Source organism: Tenacibaculum holothuriorum (genome assembly GCF_002120225.1).
Lineage (GTDB): Bacteria > Bacteroidota > Bacteroidia > Flavobacteriales > Flavobacteriaceae > Polaribacter > Polaribacter holothuriorum.
Genome location: NZ_LAPZ01000001.1, coordinates 460682 through 479209 on the forward strand (window position 1 = coordinate 460682; position 18528 = coordinate 479209).

Below are 18528 nucleotides of genomic sequence, written 5' to 3' on the forward strand. Positions count from 1 at the left end.
TACGTTTTTATCTCTTTTGAACCAATAAAAACAATTGGTAATTTATATTTTACCATAATATTTTCTGATAAACCATTCTAAAGACAATAATGCTACAGCAAGAAATAAAATCCATTTCCAATCAATTAAATTCTTTTCTTTTACAATAGTCTTTTGAGTTGTATAATACTCTTCAGCATTATTTAGTAACGATATTAAATCTTGTTCTTGGTTTAGATGGAATAATTTTCCTCCAGAGTTATCGGCTAACTTTTGTAGCTTTTTAACATTTGCATTCGTAAACTGCTCTTCTACATTATATTCAGAAACTTTAAAACGACCATAAGCGTTAATAACTTGTCCATCAACACTAACTTTATAAGAATAATCTCCTTCTGGAGTATCTTCTATATTTAGTTGATAAGAATTTCCTTTTAAAGACATGGGTAGTCTTTTTACTTCTTTGGTCTCTTTATTAGTTAAAGTTAGCCATAAAGAAGCTCTATCATCAAACACATAATTCTTATCTAAATATAAGGCTGATATGGTAATGATTTCATTGGCTTGGTACAATCTTTCTGAAGTTACTTCTAACCTTTTTCTCTTTTTATTAGAAGCCAAATACTGCATTAAGCTTCCTATAAAGGCATCAAATTCTTCAAATGACTCTTTATCTCTGTATACAGCAGCTCGCCATTTCCAAATTCCTTCCCCAAATAGAGCAGCATATTTTATATCATTCTTTTCAAAAGTTGATAATAATGGTTGTTTAGTATCGAATCGTTGTAATTTTTGATGTAATAATGTTTGTGAATTCCCTTGAATAGTAATTCTACCAAAACGACCTTTAAGTGGTGGAAAATTATTAAAATCTATATCTTTTTGTTGAAAAGTGATAAAATTCTTATTATAATCAGCTAAATAATCTTCTGATTGATTGATACTACTTTTAGAAAAATCGAATTTTGAATTTAGAAAACTCCAATTGGTTTTTAATCCTGTTACGACTAAAAAATTAGAGTTGATAGCATTCAATACTCGACTAAAACTGGCATCGGGTTGATATAGAATAAAAAATTGATAATTTGAATAGTTTATCTGTTTATTCAAATTCGTTTCAATAGTTACACTTCTTTTCTTATCACTTTCAATAGCTCGTTTTAATGCTCCTAAATCTGGATGTAAAACTGATGCTAAAATCAATCCTTTTTGCTGCTCATCTATAACTTCTACAGAGAAGTTTTTTATATTGTTTTTAGTATTTTTTTCGCCATTTATTTTAGTAATTTGAGCGGAATAAAACTGTACTCCTTTTCCTGTGGATTCTAAATTGGCAACAACTGTTTCTGTAGATTTATCTGGTGATAATTGTACTTTTTTTGTAAATACTTTCCTTCCTTTATGAAAAATTGCAAACTCTGTGGTAATCGAATTTTTACCATTATAATGCAACAAAGCTTCCACAGGAAACTTGTTCTTTATATAATTGTATTTGTTTACGTTTAATTGACTTATTCGAACATCTTGATATTGCGTTGTATCTCCCACAACTACTGGGAATATCTTCTTGTTAGAACGTACAAATTCATAATCATTTCCAACAGTTTGATTTCCATCGGTAAGTATAGCTATGGCTCCGAGTTTATCTTTATACAATTCATTTACAGATTGTATAGCTTTCGAAATGTTAGTTTGTTTTTGAGAGTTTAACGTAGAATCTGACAATGAAATATTATCAGAAAATGAATAGGCTCTAATTGAAAACTTATTATTGAGTTCTGAATTTGATTCTATCTTTTTTACAACCTCTTCTAATGTTTGTTCACTTTTAAAATAATTTATAGAAGACGATTTATCTTTTAAAACAGCTAAAATCGGTTTGCTATTTTCAGTAGTATTTAATTTTATTTTCGGATTAATTAATAAAACTAACAGTAAAAAAAAGCTTAACAATTTTAATGTAAACAATACTATTCTTCTAACAGTTTGTATTTTTTCTTTGTAGAAGTATTGAAAAAATGCCACTAACAAACTCAATAAAGCTGCAAGTATCAAATAAACTATTGTAGTAACGCTCACTAAAAATATTTTTAACCGTGAATATATAAATAACTATTAAAAATTCACTTAAAATACAGCCAATTTATTCTTTGTTTATGATTAGAGTCATAAAACCAAGACTCGTAGCTAAAGTAACTTTGTAGTAAATTATTTTAATTATGATTACTACACAAAATATAAACACAGACATCACTCTAAAACCACGATCTTTTTCTTTAATAGACTATATCAACAAAAAAATTCAACAAGAAGAAAAAAACGGAATAGGAATCGCAGTTATTTTGATAATGGTAAGTACTATGATAGCTTCTTTTTCTGCCGCTTTAGCAATTCACAAACAAATTAATATTATTCCTTTGGCATTTACATGTATCTCTGCTATGGGGGCAAATGCAGTAGCTATTAGCCAACGCCCTTTTAAATATATAGCTTGGGCATTTATAATTAGTATTGTAGGTAATATTGGTATGATTATTTATCAATTAGCTTTATTAGCTATTTAGGTTTTTTCTCAAACATTTTAAAGAAGAGCATAGAGGCAATGTTTCGTGCTCTTTCTTTGGCTTCGTTTGCTTTTTGTCCATGAAAAAGTTCATCGATTGTAGTAAACCACAATTCAAGCCACTTACCAAAATGTTCTTGATGAATACTGTATTGAAAATTAGCATCTACATCTTGATGCGCTTTCATTGGATTTCCTTTAAACTTTCGTACAAAAAACAAGTTTGTTTCCCAGAAGTCTGTTAATTTTTCTATGTGAGGTTCCCACTCATCATCAGAAATTGATTTCAGGAAAATAGGACCAATAAAATCATCTTTTTTAATTTTATTATAAAACGTATTTACTAATAAAAAAACATCTGCTCTGTTTTCAATTTCTTTTGTTGCCATTACTCTATATTAATTTACCTCAAAAGTATATCTTTATACTATTGACAATTTATGACCTTAATCATAATGATTCCAACTCAACTACTTCATACTATCGGTTCGCAAGTTAAAACATTTGCGAAAGATGAGCTTATTTTTAACGAAAATGATAATGCTAAAAACTATTATCAAATTCTTTCTGGAGCAGTAAAAATGAGTAATTTTAATGACGAAGGAAAAGAGTTTATTCAAGGTATATTTTATAAAGAACAAAGCTTTGGTGAACCTCCTTTGTTTATTGATGTAAAATATCCTGCACATGCTATTTCGTTAGATGAGACTCAATTATTTATTGTTCCAAAAGACGAATTTTTAAAGTTACTTCAAGAAAATCCTGATATTCATCTTTATTTCACGAAAACTTTGGCGAAACGCTTATATTACAAAGCCATTATTGCTTCAGAAATATCGAGTCAAGAACCCGCACATAGGATCTTACGATTTCTAGATTATTTAAAAAACGATGTATACAATATCACCAATTCTTTTGCTTTTGAAGTGCCTTATACAAGACAGCAAATAGCCGATACTTTAGGTTTACGTGTTGAAACTACCATTAGAGCAATTAAGAATTTAGAAAAACAAGGAAAAGTAAAAATCGTTAAGCGAAAAGTTTTCAGATAAAAACTGCTGATTTTTAGAAATTAATTGTAGTTATTTTTACTTTTGCGCTTTACAACACAACAACACAAAAATGAACTTAACTCAATTAAACGCCATCTCTCCTATAGATGGTAGATACCGAAATAAAGTTTCGGATTTAGCTCAATATTTTTCTGAAGAAGCACTTATAAAATATCGTGTAAAAGTAGAAATTGAATATTTTATTGCTTTATGCGAAATTCCTTTACCACAATTAAGCGATTTCAATACTGATTTATACGGTGACCTTCGTAAAATTTATGAAGATTTTTCTGCCGAAGATGCTTTAAAAATTAAAGAGATTGAAAGCGTAACGAATCACGATGTTAAGGCAGTTGAATACTTCATTAAAGAAAAGTTTGATGCTTTAGGTTTAAAAAAACATAAAGAATTTATTCACTTCGGACTAACCTCTCAAGATATTAACAACACGGCAATTCCTCTATCTATAAAAGATGCTATTGAAGAAGTATATTACCCAACTTTAGATGGTTTAACTTCTAAACTTGCAGAATTATCAGAAGAATGGGAAAACATACCAATGTTAGCAAGAACACATGGGCAACCAGCTTCTCCTACAAGATTAGGAAAAGAGTTGTTTGTTTTTGTAGAGAGAATCAATCAGCAAGTACTATTTATTCAAAACACGCCAAATGCTGCTAAATTTGGTGGAGCAACAGGAAATTACAATGCGCACAAAGTTGCCTACCCAAATATTGATTGGAAAAACTTCGGAACCAATTTCGTAGAAAATATTTTAGGATTACACCATTCTTTTCCAACAACTCAAATTGAACATTACGACCATATGGCTGCTTTGTTCGATGGTTTAAAGAGAATCAATACTATTTTAATCGATTTAGACCGTGATGTGTGGACATACATTTCTATGGACTATTTCAAACAAAAAATTAAAAAAGGTGAAGTTGGTTCTTCGGCAATGCCTCATAAAGTAAATCCGATTGATTTTGAAAATTCTGAAGGAAATTTAGGTATTGCCAATGCTATTTTTGAGCATTTATCGGCTAAGCTTCCTGTTTCAAGATTACAGCGTGATTTAACAGATAGTACTGTTTTACGTAATGTTGGAGTTCCTTTCGGACATACTGTAATTGGTTTTAAAGCCACTTTAAAAGGATTGAATAAATTATTATTGAATCAAGCTAAGTTTGAAGAAGATTTAGAAAATAACTGGGCAGTTGCAGCAGAAGCTATTCAAACTATTTTACGTCGCGAAGGTTACCCAAATCCGTACGAAGCTTTAAAAGGATTAACTCGTACTAATGAGAAAATAACACAACAATCAATTGCTAATTTTATTGATACGTTAGAAGTCTCAGATGCTATCAAAGCCGAATTAAAACAAATTACTCCATCTAACTATACAGGAATTTAATGAGAACATTTTTAGGATTTTTATTTGTATTCATATTTTTTGTTTCATGTAACAATACCCCACAAGGCAACCCAGAGCGTTTTAAAAAAGGAACGTTTGAAATACCTGCTGGTGATGGTTACGGAAAAACATTTATAACTCGAGTAGATAGCCTTCAAATTGAAGAATATACTAAAGAGGTTAGTGTATATAAAGATTCTGTTGCTACTTTAAAAAAGGTAAAGCATATTGATACACTTTTTATAAAGTGGAAAAACAATTTTGCGTATTCACTTAGAATGAAAAATCCTAAAACAAAATTAGACAAAGATCCAATTTTTGTTCAAATAAATAAGGTTACCGATACTTCATATAGTTTTACTGCAAAAATTGGATACTCAAATTTTAAACAAAAAGGAACCGTTTTTATTTCTAAAAAACAATAAGTATTTTAGCCTGATCTAATAAAAAAATCAACTATAAACTATGGAAATATTTTTACAACCAGATACTTGGGGTGCCTTGGTTACGTTAACTTTTTTAGAAATTGTTTTAGGTATCGATAACATTATATTTATATCGATTGCTGCAAACAAACTTCCTGAAAATCAACAGAAAAAAGCAACCAACATTGGTTTAGTTTTAGCCATGTTATTACGTATTGCTTTATTATTTGGTATTTCATTGCTTATTGCTATGAACTCTCCTCTTTTCCATATTGATTTATCTTGGTTTAAAGCTGGTGTAACTGGTCAAGCATTAATTTTATTTGCTGGGGGAATATTTTTACTATATAAAAGTACCAAAGAAATTCACCATAAAGTAGAAGGTGACGATGACGACGAAACTAATGGCAAGCCTCAAAAAGGATATACATTAACTCAAGCTATCATTCAAATTACCTTAATTAATATTGTATTCTCATTCGATTCTATTTTAACTGCTGTGGGTATGACTAATGGTGTTGAAGGTGCGATGATTATTATGATAACATCTGTAGTTTTATCAATGATTATTATGATGTTATTTGCTAATCCTGTTGGTAAATTTGTAAATAAGCATCCAACCATTCAAATGTTAGGATTATCATTCTTAATCTTAATTGGGTTCATGTTAATTGCTGAAAGTGCTCATTTATCACATGCAGTATTATTTGGTGAAGAAATGGGTACAATTCCTAAAGGATATTTATATTTTGCTATTACATTCTCTTTAGTTGTAGAAATGCTAAATATGAGAATGAGAGGTAATTCTAAGAAATAATTAAGAAAAGTTTATGACACTTTTCTTCAATACCTGATGATAAATTATCATCAGGTGTTTTATTTTTTATATTTTTGCCCAAATGCAGCTGTTTAAGAAACTCATAGCAACCCTTTTTTTCATCGCTTTAGTATTACCTACAGCAATTCAGTCTATGCATGCTTTCAAAGAGCATGAGCATGTTGTATGTACCTCTAAAACAGATCAGCATTTACATGAATTAGAAAATGATTGTGCAGAGTTACACTTACAATTAGAGCTCTTTTCTTTTCAAATAAATAATAATTACGAGGTAATTCCTCAAGATTATTATTCACAAAATTTTATCGAACAACCACAACAAGATAAGGTTGTTTACTTTTCTAAAAAATCATCTAGAGCACCACCCTACTTTACTATTTAATCAGTTTTTATTGGAGAGTATAACTACTTCAAGCTCAATTTTATTTAAAATCATTAAATAGTAAATACTAATGAAAAAATTATTTACAATCCTATTTTTATTAGGATTCGTTGCTGTATATGCACAAAACAGTTTATCTGGAAAAATTACCGACACTAATAATCAACCTTTAGAAGGAGTAGAGATTTATGCTCCTATGCTTCATAAAGGAACAACAACAAATCAAAAAGGAGAATACACTTTAAAAAATATTCCTAACGGAGAGATAACAATTAATGTAACTTTTTTAGGTTATAAAACTATTACTAAAACTTTTTCTTTCAAGAATAATAGTATTACAGACAACTTTTCTCTTAAGGAAGCTATTTTTGAAATAGACGAGGTTATTGTTTCTACACCTTTCAATAAACTACAATCAGACAATGTTATGAAAGTTGATAGATTAACAGCCAAATCTTTACAAAAAACTGGAGCTAGTTCATTAGCAGAAGGAATTACAAATATTGCTGGTGTATCTCAAATTTCTACAGGAATTGGAATTGGAAAGCCAGTTATTAGAGGGCTTAGTGGTAACAGAGTTTTAGTATATACTCAAGGGGTACGTTTAGAAAATCAACAATATGGTAGTGAGCATGGTTTAGGGTTAAGTGATAATGGAATACAAAGTATTGAAGTAATTAAAGGTCCTGCTTCTTTATTATACGGTTCTGATGCTTTAGGAGGTGTTTTATATATTAATCCTGAAAAATTTGCTCCAGAGAACAAATCTCAACTCTTATTTGGTCAACGTTACTTTAGTAATACTTTAGGTAGTAATACTACGATAGGCTTAAAACACTCTGGTAATTTATGGAATTTTTTAGCAAGAGGAACATATGCTCTTCATTCAGATTATAAGATTCCAACTAATCAAAGAGTAACAAACACTCGTTTTAAAGAAAAAGATTTAAAATTAGGTGTAGGTTTCAATAAAGATTATTTTACTTCAGAATTACGTTATAACTTTAACAACACAGTTGTTGGTATTCCTGAAGAAGGAATTAAAGAACAAACTACAACTACTACTCCAGAGAATCCTTATCAAAAAATTAACAATCACGTTATTAGTTTACATAACCACATTTTCTTCGGAGATTCAAAATTAGATGCTGACTTTGGTTATATTATTAACGACAGAAGTGAATTTGAAGAGCATGAAGATCATGATGAAGATGAAACTGAAGAAGAACATGAAGAGCATGGTGATGAAGCTGCCTTAAGAATGAAACTAAAAACATTTAGCTATAATCTTAAATACCACTTACCAAAATTTGGTGATTTTGAAACACTTGTGGGTATACAAGGAATGCATCAAACTAATAAAAACTTCGGAGAAGAACTTCTTATTCCAAACGCAAAAGTAAATGACTTTGGAGCTTTTGTTACTGCAAATTATGAATGGAATGACATAAACACATTACAAGCAGGTGTTCGTTTTGATAATAGAGCAATAACCACCGAAAGACATGAAGTTCAACATGAAGATGAAACTCATATTTTTAATGCGATAGACAAATCTTTCAATAGTTTTACAGCCTCTTTAGGATTTAAAACTCTTTTATTTAAACATTTAGATACAAGAATAAATATCGCAACTGGTTTTAGAGCACCTAACTTAGCAGAGTTAACTTCAAACGGAGTACATCACGGAACGAATCGTTTTGAAGTAGGAAACAACAACTTATCTACAGAAAAAAACATTCAAGTAGATCTTTCTTTTGAATATGATACCGAGCATTTCGAATTATTTGCTAATGGTTTTTATAATTCTATTAACGATTATATTTTTATTGCTCCTACTGGTGAAGTTGAAGATGGCGCACCTGTTTTTAGATTCACTCAAGAAGATGCTAAATTATATGGAGGAGAATTTGGTTTTCACTTACACCCTCACCCGTTAGATTGGTTACATTTAGAAAGTAGTTTCGAAACAGTAATTGGTAAACAAAATAATGGAAGTTATTTACCTTTAATTCCTGCTAATACATGGAAAAACTCTTTTAGAGGAGAGTTTAATGTATCTAACTGGTTACAAAGTGGTTATGCCTCAGTTTCTTTAAATACTACTTTCGATCAAAATAATATTAGTTCTTTTGAAACTAAAACAAATGGCTATAGTTTAGTTAACTTAGGCTTTGGTGGAGATTTAATATTTGGAAAAACTAAGTTCAATACTTCTATATCTGTAAACAATTTATTTAACAAGAAATATATTAATCATTTATCTCGCTTAAAATCTGATGGTATTTTAAATGCAGGTAGAAATATTGTACTAGGTTTACGTTTTACAATATAAAATGTAAGTATTTATTTTTTTTACGACTAAACACACATCAAATTGTTTCATTTAGTTGTATAAATTAAAAAAATATATAACTTTGAAGTGTAAATAATTACGAGCTGGGGGGCTTCTAATTATTAAATAAGTAAAAAGCTACTGATTTTATTATCGGCAGCTTTTTCTTTTTTTATTTAAATTAACTGATGTTACTCCAAATACCCGTTTTCTTTTGTAGTTGTGTATATGTTTTTAAAAACAATTCATGTTCTGGTTTCGATAAATTAGGGTCTTCGTTTAACGTTTTAATAGCTATTTGACGTGCTTGATGCAAAATAGGACTGTCTTTAACAACATCGGCAATTTTTAAATTCAGTACACCACTTTGCTGAGTTCCCATAATATTTCCTGGACCTCTTAATTTTAAATCTACTTCGGCTATTTTAAATCCGTCAGTAGTTTCTACCATGGTTTGTAAACGGGTTTTTCCATCGGAAGATAATTTGTAACTCGATAGTAAAATACAATAACTCTGTTCTGCTCCTCTACCAACTCTACCTCTTAGCTGATGTAATTGACTTAATCCAAAGCGTTCAGAACTTTCAATAACCATAACCGATGCATTTGGAACATTTACTCCAACTTCAATAACAGTTGTTGCTACCATTATTTGAGTTTCACCGTTGGCAAAACGCTCCATTTCATAATCTTTATCGGCAGGTTTCATTTGTCCATGAACAATACTTATTTGATATTTTGGTGAAGGAAATTCACGAGAAATACTTTCGTATCCATCCATCAAATCTTTATAATCCATTGCTTCCGATTCTTGAATTAACGGATATACCACATACACTTGTCTACCTTTTTCTATCTCATCTTTTAAGAACTTAAAAACTGCTAATCTATTACTATCATAACGATGTACTGTTTTTATTTCTTTTCTTCCTGGTGGTAATTCATCTATGACAGAAATATCTAAATCTCCATAAACAGACATTGCCAAAGTTCTTGGTATTGGCGTAGCAGTCATTACTAAAATATGAGGGGGCAATTCATTCTTTTGCCACATTTTAGATCGTTGAGCAACTCCAAAACGATGTTGTTCATCAATAATGGCAATTCCTAAGTTTTTAAACTGTACTTTATCCTCTAACAAAGCATGTGTACCTACTAAAATATGTAATGTTCCGTCTTCTAAATTTTGATGAATTTCTCTTCTCTTTTTGGTTTTTGTTGAGCCTGTTAGCAAGTTAACAGTAACATTGGTGCCTTTTAACAACTCTACCATTCCGTTGTAATGCTGGGTAGCCAAAATCTCAGTAGGAGCCATTATTGTTGCTTGATATCCGTTATCAATTGCCAATAACATCGTTAATAAAGCAACAATGGTTTTACCAGAACCAACATCTCCTTGTAATAAGCGATTCATGTGAGCTCCAGTACTAACATCTTTTCGAATTTCTTTTAAAACTCGTTTTTGGGCATTGGTTAATTCAAACGGTAGATAATTTTCGTAAAAATTGGTAAACTCCTCTCCTACTTTTTCAAAAACATATCCTTTAATTTTAGATTTTCGAATCAGCTTTTTTAACAACAATTGAATTTGAATAAAAAACAATTCTTCAAACTTTAATCTGTATTGAGCTTTTGCTAATAATTCTTGACTCTTAGGAAAATGAATATTCAACAAAGCTTCTTTCTTTCCAAAAAATTGATATTCATCAATAAAATACTTCGGAAATGTTTCTTCTATAGATCCATAAACTTGCTGTAACAAGTTTTGAATCATAGTTCGCATGACCTTATTGGTAATTCCTTTATTACTTAACTTTTCTGTCGAAGGATACACAGGCTGCATAGCCATTTGAAGTTTACTTTTATAAGCACTCACAGTCTCCATTTCAGGATGTGGCATGCTTGCTTTACCATTAAACCAATTCAATTTTCCGTACACTACATAAGGTGTATTTACTTTAAGAGAATCTTGAATCCATTTTACACCTTTAAACCAAACCAATTCAATAGTTCCTGTAGCATCTGCAAAAGTGGCAACCAATCGGCTTCCTCTTTTTTGTTTTACCGTTTTTATACCTGTTATTTTTCCAACAATTTGAACTTCAGATGAGTTTTGTTGCAACTGATTTATCGTATAAAACTGCGTTTTATCTACATATCTAAAAGGAAATAAATGTAATAAATCTCTACAAGTACGTATTCCTAGCTCAGAATACAACAATTCTGCCCTAGCAACACTTACTCCTTTTATATACGTAACGGGTTGATTTAAATTCATGCAAAACGAAAATACAAAAAGCCATTAAATTCAACTATCTTTGCAGCCTTAAATCCATCAAATGAGACTACATAGAAATTTAGTTTTCGCGGTTATCGATAGCCTACGCGATATTTTTAATGAAGATGTTTATGCAGACAAAGCTGTTGAAAAAGCTTTAAAAAGAGACAAACGTTGGGGAGCAAGAGATCGTAAGTTCGTTGCCGAAACTATTTATGAAATTGTTCGTTGGAAACGTTTATATGCTGAAATTGCGAATGTTAAAGCTCCTTTTTCTCGACCAGATTTATGGCGTTTATTTGCCGTTTGGTGTGTTTTAAAAGGAATTAAATTACCAGATTGGAATCAAATTGAACCTACTCCAACTCGTAGAATTAAAGGAAAGTTTGATGAATTATCTAAAATTAGAAAGTTTAGAGAAGCTATTCCTGATTGGATTGATGAAGTTGGCGTTAGAGAATTAGGTGAAAAAGTTTGGACTAAAGAAATAGCTGCGTTAAACAAGCAAGCTGAAGTAATTTTAAGAACCAATACTTTAAATATTTCTAAAGAACAGTTACAAAAAATGCTTCGCACTGAAGATATAGATACGGAATTCATCAAAGGAAATGATGATGCTTTAAAACTTGTAGAAAGAGCGAATGTTTTTAAAACTGCTGCTTTTAAGAAAGGTTTTTTTGAAGTTCAAGATGCTTCTTCGCAATTAGTTGCTCCTTTTTTAGATGTGAAACCAGGTATGAAAGTTATTGATACCTGTGCTGGTGCTGGTGGAAAAACCTTACACTTAGCATCTTTAATGGAAAACAAAGGACAAATTATAGCTATGGATATTTACGAAAGTAAATTAAAAAAGCTTAAAGTTCGTGCACGTAGAAACGGAGTTCACAACATCGATACTAAAGTTATCGATTCTACCAAAGTTATTAAGAAATTACATGGAAAAGCAGATAGAGTTTTAATTGATGCTCCATGTTCTGGTTTAGGAGTAATCAGAAGAAATCCTGATAGTAAATGGAAATTACAACCTGAGTTTTTAGATAGAATTAGAGGTGTTCAACAAGAGGTTTTACAACAATATTCTAAAATGGTTAAACCTGGCGGAAAGTTAGTTTATGCTACCTGCTCAGTGTTACCTTCTGAAAATCAGCAACAAATAGAATTCTTTTTAGCTTCTGATGAAGGAAAAGATTTTATCTTTGTAGAAGATAAGAAAGTGCTTGCTTCAGAATCTGGTTTCGACGGATTCTATATGGCACTGTTAGAAAAGAAATAATTATGATGAAAAAATTACCCTTATTAATTTTTCTTGCTTCGTTTTCTCTTTTTGCGCAGCAAAGCTATTATAATGATGTAGATTTAACCAAATCTGGCACAGCATTACGTGATGAATTAGCAACGAAAATTATTAATACGCACACCAAAGTATTGAGTTACGGATGGGAAGCAGATCAAGCTACTGATGTAGATCCTAATGACGCTTCAAAAGTATTTTTAATTTATGGTTGGGAAGATGGTAGTGACTCTGATTGTACAAATGATTTAAAAAGAGGAATTAATGACAATGGAGGGAGTAGTTGTGATTGGAATAGAGAACACGTGTATCCTAAATCTTTAGGAACACCTTCTTTTAGTAATAATACTACACCTGGTGCAGACGGACATCATATTAGAGCTAGTGATGTACAAAGAAACAATTCACGAGGAAATTTATTGTTTACCAATGGCTCTGGTAATTCTAAAAGTGTATCTGGTGGTTGGTATCCTGGAGATGAATGGTGTGGTGATGTAGCAAGAATTATTATGTATATGTATTTACGCTACGGAAATCAATGTTTACCAAAAAATGTTGGAACTGGTGCTACTAATTCTGTTGATAGTAATATGATGAATTTATTCCTTGAATGGAATGCAGCTGATCCTGTTTCTGCTACCGAAGATCAACGTAATAATTATCTTGAGAATTCTAGTAACACTTACGGTCAAGGTAATAGAAATCCTTTTATCGACAACCCGAATTTAGCTACTCAAATTTGGGGAGGTCCAACTGCCGAAAATCGTTGGGCTACCGCTAGTACTGAAGAAAATGTTCTTTTATCTTCAATTGCTATTTTTCCAAATCCATCAACAACAAGAAGTATAAATATAAGAACACCTAATTCATCTCTTAGCATTATAAATATTACTTTATATTCTGTTATTGGTAAAAAAGTATTCTCTACTAATAAACCAGTATTTGATAATAATTTACTTACTATTGAATCTTTAAATAGTGGTATTTATCTTTTAAAAATATCGAGTAAAAATTCGAGTACAACCAAAAAAATTATCATTCAATAAAAAAGGGAAGCTTAAAGCTTCCCTTTTTTTATTATTAATTTTTGTTATTAAATTAACTTTTCTTCTCTTCTTTAGATGCTTTGTTCCAAATTTTAATTTCATCTTCAGCTCCAATACCTTCTAACAATTCTACGTTTACACCGTCTGAAGTACCTAACTTTAATGTTTTCTTTTCGAACTTACCTTCTTCTCCTGTTTTAATTTCTACGTAAGGCTCTTCAGTCTTCTTGTCAAAACGTAATAACGATTCTTTGATAGATAATACGCTGTCTTTCTTCTCTAAAACAATATCAGCATTTGCACTATATCCTGCTCTTACAAAATATTGATCATCTAAAGTTACATCTGCTTTAATTTTAAATTGTACCGCTCCATTTTCTTCAGTTCCTTTTGGTGCAATAAAATTTAATTTAGCAGGAAACTTCTTTCCTTCAATAGCTCCTAAAGAAACTTGAATATCTGAATCTTTAACTAATTTTCCTACTTCTGACTCATCAACTTTTCCTTCAAAAATCATTTTACTCATATCTGCAATAGTAGCAACTGTTGTACCTGCATTAAAACTATTTGCTTCAATTACTTGATACCCCTTTTTAACAGGTATTTCAACTACCATTCCTGATGCTGTTGCACGAATATTTGTATTTGCTCCAGAAGAACCTGCAGAACCTCTTTTTATGATTTGATAATCATTTTGTGCATTTCTTAAATCATTTTTAGCTTGATTATATGCTAATTCAGAGGCTTCGAATGCTTGACTAGAAATTACTCCTTTATCAAATAATTTTTTATTTCTATCATATTGAACTTTGGCATTGTTTAATTGAATTTGTACTGAGTTAATTCTACCTTTAGCACTTTGTAACGATTGTTCGTTTGGTACAACTCTAATAGTTGCAATTAGATCTCCCGCTTTTACAATTGCACCTTCTTCTACCATTATTTTATTAATAATACCTGCTATTTGTGGTTTAATTTCTACTTCTTCTAACGGAATAACTTTTCCTGTAGCAACTGCTTTCTTTACTATTGTTGCCTTAAATGGCTTTTCTGTTTCATAAGTAACAATGCTTTTTTGATTTTTCTTTCCTAGCCATACTAGAATTGCTACAAATAACACTGCTACAATTGCTAAAATAATTTTTGCTCTTTTACTCATGATTAATTGATTGATTTTATTCTTCTCTTAATGCTTCTATTGGTTTTATAATTGTTGCCATATATGCTGGTATCATTCCTATTAATGTTCCTAAGAACACTAATATTGTAAATGCTAGCATTACTATGGGTATGTTCACTGTTGGATTTACAAGCGTTGGATCTGGTCCTTGACCAACTGCCATATCTATAATATATAATACGATTCCTCCGAATATAATTCCTAACATTCCTGCAATTGTAGTTAAGAATACCGATTCTAATATTACTTGTCGTCTTATACTTCTTGGCGTTGCACCAATTGCTCTTCTAATTCCTATTTCTTTTGTACGTTCTTTTACTGTAATTAATAAGATGTTACCGATTGCAAAAACACCTGCTATTAAGGTTGCAATACCTACAAACCAAGTTAAGAATTGCATACCTTTTAAGAATCCCATAAACTTACCTATTTGATCTCCTAAGTTTACACTACCAAATGCTCTTGTGTCATCTGGGTGAACTTTATGCAGACCTTTTAAAGTTAAAAGAATGTCTTTTTCCATTTGTTTAATATCTACTCCTTCATTAGCTGTAATCATCATCCAATCAATAGTATTTGATGTGTTATATACTTTTTGAAAAGTTGTGAATGGAATGTAGGCCGTGTCTCCATCAATATCTATAGTATTTGAAGGCTTGTAAACTCCAACTACTTTATAGTTTATATTGCTAATTTTTACATATTGACCTATAGGTTGTTCATTTTTATCAAACAGTTGTTTGTACATATCTTCTGAAATAACACAAACTTTAGCTGTTGATTTTATATCATTATTATTAATGAAACGACCGTAAATTAAATTTTTCTTCTGAACTTGATCTAATACTGGATAATCTCCACTAACTTGAAATGAACCAGATTTAAAATCTTTAACAACGTTTCCGTTAGTTTGATTTCTTGGAGCTAATAATTTAATCTCATTTTCATATTCTTTCTTAAGAACTTCAATGTCTTTAAAAGTCAAGCTAAATCTTCTGCCTTTTTGAAAACCTTTAAACGGAATATCTGTTCTTTGCGTCCACATAAAAACACTATTGGTAGCAAAGTTTCCGAATATTCTTTTAAAATTATTTTCCATTCCTCTAGCTGCTCCAAGTAAAACAACTAGTATGAATATTCCCCATAATACACCAACTATGGTAATACCAGTTCTAAGTTTATTTTTACGAATACTTCCGTAAATTTCTTGCCAAACGTCTGAATCTAATAAAAACTTCATAATTAGTCTGCTCTTAATGCTACAATTGGTTTAATTTGAGCTGCTTTTTTTGCTGGTAAATACCCTGCAATTAACCCTGAAAGAATTAAAATGATAGTTGCTCCTATTACAATTCCTGGGCTTACACTTGGATCTTTAATAAAATACTCTTTTAATCCGTCTCCAATAAAACTTAGAATATAAGTACCTAAGGATAATCCTAAATAACCTGCTATTGTGGTTATAAGTACAGATTCTTGTACTACCATTGCAATAATTGAACTTGGTTTAGCTCCTAAAGCTTTTCTAATTCCGAATTCTTTAGTTCTTTCTTTAATTGCAAAAATCATAATGTTACTAATTCCAATAATTCCTGCGATTAAAGTTCCTGATCCAACAAAAATTACTATGAAATACAAAGCAAACATAAACTGATTAATTCCTTTATTTGCCTCTGCCATGTTTCTAACAGATAATGCACTTTGATCATCTGGATGGATACCTAACTTTTTTCTTAAATCTTTTTCTAACTTGTTTCCAAATTTAATTGCTTGATCTAAACTTAATTTAGGATCATATCCAATATTTATCTGACTTATATAATCGTTATTACCATATAACTTTTGAGCAGTAGTAACAGGCATATACGTCTGTCTTTCTTCATTATCTCCTCCTTTATCAGAAAATACCCCAATCACTTTATACGATATTCCATCTACATTAACTTGTTTTCCTAAAGCTGGTTTTTCTCCAAATAAATCTTTCTTAACTAATCTACCAATTACAATTACTTTCGATTTATTCTTAAGGTCTAACTCATTAATATATCTACCTTCATCCATTATAGTTTTTTCTAAAAACTGATGATCTGGATGTACTGCTCTTAACCTATAGTTATTCTGCTTATTTTTATAACCAATATTCACACTTCTATAAATTCTTGCTGTTAAATGCTGAATTTTATCTTCGTATTGATCTTTTACATAGTTATAATCCTTATTCTTTAACTGAATTCTTCTTCCTGTTTGAAGACCTTTATATGGTTTTGAAGTTTTCCAAACTCTAACAAACATTGAATTATTAGCATCATCTACAAAAGCAGATTTAAACTGATTTTGTAAACCCGATACAATACCAAATAAAAGTGTAAAAAGAAGTATGGCGAAAGCTACAGTAAAACCAGATAAAACGGAACGCAGCTTGTTTTTATTAATACTTTGGAAGATTTCTCTCCAACGATCTAAATCAAACATAACTAAGCAATTTTAACTTTAGCTTTACCCGATGACGTTAATTCATCGCTAATAATAACACCGTCTTTTAAACGTACTACTCTATCTGTTTGTTCAGCTACATCTTCTTCGTGTGTAATTACAAAAACAGTCATTCCTTCATCGTTAATTTCTTTCAATAAATCCATTACCGAATCGGTAGTAGTTGAATCTAATGCTCCTGTTGGCTCATCGGCTAAAACTACTTTTGGCTTCGTTGCTAAAGCTCTTGCAATTGCAACACGTTGTTTTTGTCCTCCAGAAAGTTCGTTTGGTAAATGGTTTGCCCAATCTTTTAGTCCTACTTTTTCTAAGTAATCTAACGCAATTTTTAAGCGTTCTTTTCTTCCAATTCCTTTATAGTATAATGGAAGTGCTACATTTTCTAACGCTGTTTTGTATGAAATAAGGTTAAACGATTGAAATACAAAACCTAAAAACTTGTTTCTTAAAATAGCAGCTTTTTTTTCATTTAAGTTTTCTATTAACTGACCGTTTAAGTAGTAATTTCCTTCATCGTGAGAATCTAATAATCCAACAATATTTAATAATGTTGATTTACCAGAACCCGATGACCCCATAATTGAAACAAACTCTCCTTCTTTTATATGTAAGTCTAATCCTTTTAAAACGTGAAGTGAATCTTTTCCAATTGGATAGGATTTGTGTAGATTTTCTATTCGAATCATTAGTTAGTTAATTTTTATACTAAGGTATTTATCATTCGTAAGTTTCATTATTAATTAAATGTTAAAACAATTAGAATGATATACTACAAGACGCACAAATAAAAATAATGTTACAAAAACTTATTGTAATTTTGTAAAAACCTTTTTAAATGATTGATTTACCTAGTAATAAAAAAATTATTTTGTTTGATGGTGTTTGTAATTTTTGTAATGATACTATTTTAAAAGTTATAAAATACGACACCAAAAACACCTTTGTTTTTACTTCTCTTCAATCTAAAAAAGGAAAAGAAATAACCAACTATTTAGGTATTGATACCGATAAGGTAGACTCTATTATATTATACGAACCTAATGTTTCTTACGATATTAAATCTACTGCTGCTCTTAAAGTTATGAATGATTTTGGTGGTGTTTGGAAACTCTCACAAATCTTCCTTCTCTTCCCTGAAATCATTCGCAATTTAGTTTATGATATTATAGCTAAAAACAGGTATAAGTGGTTTGGTAAAAAAAGTGAGTGTATGATTCCTACTCCAGAACTTAGGGCTAAATTTATTGAATAA

General features: G+C 30.4%; 17 protein-coding genes. 10 read left to right on the forward strand and 7 right to left on the reverse strand.

The window, feature by feature from the left end; genetic code table 11:
* Window positions 1–42: 42 nt before the first annotated feature.
* Window positions 43–2058, reverse strand: coding sequence for a VWA domain-containing protein (locus WH52_RS02205; protein WP_233131500.1), 2016 nt, complete (start codon window positions 2056–2058; stop codon window positions 43–45).
* Window positions 2059–2198: 140 nt separating this feature from the next.
* Here WH52_RS02205 and WH52_RS02210 point away from each other — a divergent pair, with 140 nt between their 5' ends.
* Window positions 2199–2543, forward strand: coding sequence for a hypothetical protein (locus WH52_RS02210; RefSeq protein ID WP_086029279.1), 345 nt, complete (start codon window positions 2199–2201; stop codon window positions 2541–2543).
* Here WH52_RS02210 and WH52_RS02215 read toward each other — a convergent pair.
* Window positions 2536–2931, reverse strand: coding sequence for a group III truncated hemoglobin (locus tag WH52_RS02215; protein WP_086029280.1), 396 nt, complete (start codon window positions 2929–2931; stop codon window positions 2536–2538). The two genes, WH52_RS02210 and WH52_RS02215, sit on opposite strands and share 8 nt — an antisense overlap.
* 51 nt (window positions 2932–2982) lie before the next feature.
* On the opposite strand from WH52_RS02215, the gene WH52_RS02220 reads away from it, so the two are divergent.
* The 6 genes from WH52_RS02220 (at window position 2983) to WH52_RS02245 (ending at window position 8988) form a co-directional block, all read left to right on the forward strand.
* Complete coding sequence (locus WH52_RS02220) at window positions 2983–3594, forward strand: Crp/Fnr family transcriptional regulator (protein ID WP_233131501.1); 612 nt, start codon at window positions 2983–2985, stop codon at window positions 3592–3594.
* Window positions 3595–3664: 70 nt separating this feature from the next.
* Entirely contained in the window at window positions 3665–5008 is a 1344-nt protein-coding gene (gene purB / locus WH52_RS02225; protein WP_086029282.1) for an adenylosuccinate lyase, read from the forward strand.
* A complete protein-coding gene (locus WH52_RS02230; RefSeq protein WP_086029283.1) occupies window positions 5008–5433 on the forward strand; it encodes a hypothetical protein in 426 nt (141 codons plus the stop codon). The genes purB and WH52_RS02230 overlap by 1 nt, the downstream gene beginning before the upstream one ends.
* A gap of 40 nt (window positions 5434–5473) precedes the next feature.
* Entirely contained in the window at window positions 5474–6250 is a 777-nt protein-coding gene (locus WH52_RS02235; RefSeq protein ID WP_086029284.1) for a TerC family protein, read from the forward strand.
* An 82-nt stretch (window positions 6251–6332) separates the two neighbouring features.
* Window positions 6333–6653: a hypothetical protein gene (locus WH52_RS02240; RefSeq protein WP_143592018.1), complete on the forward strand. Its 321-nt coding sequence runs from the start codon at window positions 6333–6335 to the stop codon at window positions 6651–6653.
* Window positions 6654–6723: 70 nt separating this feature from the next.
* A complete protein-coding gene (locus WH52_RS02245; protein WP_086029286.1) occupies window positions 6724–8988 on the forward strand; it encodes a TonB-dependent receptor in 2265 nt (754 codons plus the stop codon).
* A gap of 181 nt (window positions 8989–9169) precedes the next feature.
* On the opposite strand, the gene recG is transcribed toward WH52_RS02245, so the two are convergent.
* On the reverse strand, window positions 9170–11266 hold the full coding sequence (gene recG / locus WH52_RS02250) for an ATP-dependent DNA helicase RecG (protein ID WP_086029287.1): 2097 nt from the start codon (window positions 11264–11266) through the stop codon (window positions 9170–9172).
* A 61-nt stretch (window positions 11267–11327) separates the two neighbouring features.
* On the opposite strand from recG, the gene WH52_RS02255 reads away from it, so the two are divergent.
* Window positions 11328–12539, forward strand: a complete 1212-nt coding sequence (locus WH52_RS02255) for an RsmB/NOP family class I SAM-dependent RNA methyltransferase (protein WP_086029288.1) — start codon at window positions 11328–11330, stop codon at window positions 12537–12539.
* A 2-nt stretch (window positions 12540–12541) separates the two neighbouring features.
* The gene (locus WH52_RS02260; RefSeq protein WP_086029289.1) at window positions 12542–13603 is read left to right on the forward strand and encodes an endonuclease; all 1062 of its coding nucleotides are present in this window, start codon (window positions 12542–12544) and stop codon (window positions 13601–13603) included.
* Window positions 13604–13655: 52 nt separating this feature from the next.
* On the opposite strand, the gene WH52_RS02265 is transcribed toward WH52_RS02260, so the two are convergent.
* From WH52_RS02265 to WH52_RS02280, 4 genes are read right to left on the reverse strand one after another with little or no spacing between them, the layout of a single operon-like run.
* Complete coding sequence (locus WH52_RS02265; RefSeq protein ID WP_086029290.1) at window positions 13656–14762, reverse strand: efflux RND transporter periplasmic adaptor subunit; 1107 nt, start codon at window positions 14760–14762, stop codon at window positions 13656–13658.
* 16 nt (window positions 14763–14778) lie between these two features.
* Window positions 14779–16023, reverse strand: coding sequence for an ABC transporter permease (locus WH52_RS02270; RefSeq protein ID WP_086029291.1), 1245 nt, complete (start codon window positions 16021–16023; stop codon window positions 14779–14781).
* A gap of 2 nt (window positions 16024–16025) precedes the next feature.
* Entirely contained in the window at window positions 16026–17255 is a 1230-nt protein-coding gene (locus WH52_RS02275) for an ABC transporter permease (protein WP_086029292.1), read from the reverse strand.
* 2 nt (window positions 17256–17257) lie between these two features.
* Window positions 17258–17962, reverse strand: coding sequence for an ABC transporter ATP-binding protein (locus tag WH52_RS02280; RefSeq protein ID WP_086029293.1), 705 nt, complete (start codon window positions 17960–17962; stop codon window positions 17258–17260).
* 149 nt (window positions 17963–18111) lie between these two features.
* On the opposite strand from WH52_RS02280, the gene WH52_RS02285 reads away from it, so the two are divergent.
* Window positions 18112–18528 carry a thiol-disulfide oxidoreductase DCC family protein gene (locus WH52_RS02285; RefSeq protein WP_086029294.1) on the forward strand — a complete coding sequence of 139 codons (417 nt, stop codon included), beginning with the start codon at window positions 18112–18114 and terminating at the stop codon, window positions 18526–18528.